Origin of the sequence: Parasphingorhabdus sp. (genome assembly GCF_049667325.1) — a bacterium.
GTDB lineage: Bacteria > Pseudomonadota > Alphaproteobacteria > Sphingomonadales > Sphingomonadaceae > Parasphingorhabdus.
Genome location: NZ_JBATHY010000118.1, coordinates 1 through 2,190 on the forward strand (window position 1 = coordinate 1; position 2,190 = coordinate 2,190).

Consider the following 2,190-nt stretch of genomic DNA (forward strand, 5'->3'; position numbering starts at 1 on the left):
GCGCTATCTGTTCGGCCGATGTCGCGCCGCTGCCTTGCCAGTTGCCCAGCGCTCCGTCGAAATGGGTGAGCGCGGTGAGCGGAGGAACAGCCTTGTTGAGTGCCTCTTCGAGAAATGCCGGTGGATCTTCCTTGCGCGCCAGATAGACCTGCTTGAGCATCGACAGCAAGATCACCGCTTCCATCTGGTTGAGCGGCGAACGCGATACGGTGCCGCCATCGGCAAAGAAGAATTCGCCCATCGCCTTTTCCAGGCCGGCTTCGCCAACGATCTGGCGCACGCGACCTTCGGGCAGCAGCAAGGAGGCCGCCACCACGCCGCTCCACGCGACCAACCGACCGAGGCTGGAGCTGGCCTTGTCCGCGGTCCGGTCGAGATGACGGGCAGTGCGTGCGATATTGTTGAGCAGTTTGGAACGGTAGATAAGATCCTTGGAAGAGAGGATAAGCGGCGCATGGCTGGCCCAGATCAGCAGCCGCCAGGCGCAATTGTCGGGCCGCCACGCGGGCTGGCGGATGACCCCGCCATTGGCATCGAGCCACTGGTTCATCAGCGCTTCCGCAACCGGCACCGCCTGATCGCGAGACGCCGCGGAGTCGAGATCGCGCAGCCACTGGAAGCGATGGACATAATCCTCGAATTGCGGCGGCAGCTTGAGCTCGGCAAAATCGATATTCTCGTGCTTCTTCTTGAGCCCGCGGAACAGGAAATATCCGGCGCGGACCGCCATGCCCTGGACCCGGTCGCCTTCAACCGGATCAACCGGCACCGCCAGCAGACGCAGCGGCAATTTACCGGACAGACGAAGTCTGTGCATCGGCATCCGCCAGGTCATCCGGTAATAGAGCATCGCCGCCTGTTCGGCGAGCGACTGGCCGCGATCGCGGTCATGGCGCAGGGTCAGGCTGCGGCCTTCGCTGACGTCATCATTCTCGTCATTGGTCGCTGGCTCATCCGGATGGCCATCGCCCAGATCAAGCCGGTCAGACCTGCCGGTGATCATTCACCCCTCAGGCCGCTGATATTGGCGGCATATTGATCCGGTCCGCCGCGAAATGTCGCGGTTCCGGCGACCAGTGTATCGGCACCGGCAGCAATCGCCTTTGGCGCGGTATTGAGATCGATACCGCCGTCGACTTCCAGCCGGATATCCTTGCCGGTGGCGGTAATCCGCTTGCGGATCGCCTCGATCTTGCGCAGCTGGCTGTCGATGAAACTCTGCCCGCCAAAACCCGGGTTGACGCTCATCACGAGAATAAGGTCGAGATCGTCGATCAGATAGTCGAGAATGTCGAGCGGAGTCGCCGGGTTGAGCACCAGCCCGGCCTGCTTGCCGAGCGAATGGATGGTCTGCACCGTGCGGTGCGGATGCGCGCCGGCCTCCGGGTGGAAGGAGATGTAATCCGCGCCAGCGTCGGCAAAGGCTTCCAGATATTGATCGACCGGCGAAATCATCAGATGGACGTCGAACGGTTTGGCGCTGTGCGGACGCAGCGCTTTGACCACCGCCGGGCCGATGGTGATATTGGGGACGAAATGCCCATCCATCACATCAACATGGATCCAGTCGCAACCGGCCTTGTCGATGGCCTGCACCTCTTCACCCAGCCGGGCAAAATCGGCGGAGAGAATGGACGGGGCGATTCGGATGCTGTCGGACATGGCTCTTCCTTAGATTGCGCCAGCCTTTAGGATTTTTGGCCGGTGCAAGCAAGGCACGTTTCGGGTCAACATACAGTCCCTTGTGGACAGATTGGGGACAGGTTCACAATATGTAGAAAATCAGTCTTTTCGGCGCAAACGCACGATGAAGAATCCGTCGACATGGCCCTGTTCGGCCAACGTGGTCGGCAGCGTTCGGACGCAACCATTGTCGGTTGGCAGGATATGCTCCGGCAACTCGTCGGCGGTGACCGGATCGATTGCAAATTGATCGTGACGTTCGAGGAAGGCCTCGATCTGCTCCTCGCCTTCCTCCGGCTCCAGCGAGCAGACGGCATAGACAAGGGTTCCGCCGGGCTTGACCCAGGGAACGGTGCGGTCGAGGAGGGCGCTTTGTGTTTCCGCGCGGTCTGCAATCTGGCGGCTACCGATGCAGTGGAGCACATCGGGGTGGCGACGGAAAATGCCGGTGGCGCTGCACGGCGCGTCGAGCAGGACAGCATCGGCGGGTTCGGCAGGCTCCCATTG

The 2,190-nt window shown here is 61.5% G+C and carries 1 protein-coding gene and 2 pseudogenes; all 3 read right to left on the minus strand.

What is annotated here, in order from left to right:
• Nucleotides 1-1,003 (minus strand): annotated as a pseudogene (locus tag WBM93_RS05905) (heparinase); the annotation flags it as partial.
• On the minus strand, nucleotides 1,000-1,662 hold the full coding sequence (gene rpe / locus WBM93_RS05910; protein ID WP_424429469.1) for a ribulose-phosphate 3-epimerase: 663 nt from the start codon (nucleotides 1,660-1,662) through the stop codon (nucleotides 1,000-1,002). The pseudogene WBM93_RS05905 and the gene rpe, both read right to left, overlap by 4 nt.
• A gap of 120 nt (nucleotides 1,663-1,782) precedes the next feature.
• Nucleotides 1,783-2,190 (minus strand): annotated as a pseudogene (locus WBM93_RS05915) (SAM-dependent methyltransferase); the annotation flags it as partial.

Bases quoted from the DNA above. Each gene is read 5' to 3' on its own strand.
- rpe (WP_424429469.1), bottom strand. From the start codon at position 1,662: ATGTCCGACAGCATCCGAATCGCCCCGTCCATTCTCTCCGCCGATTTT.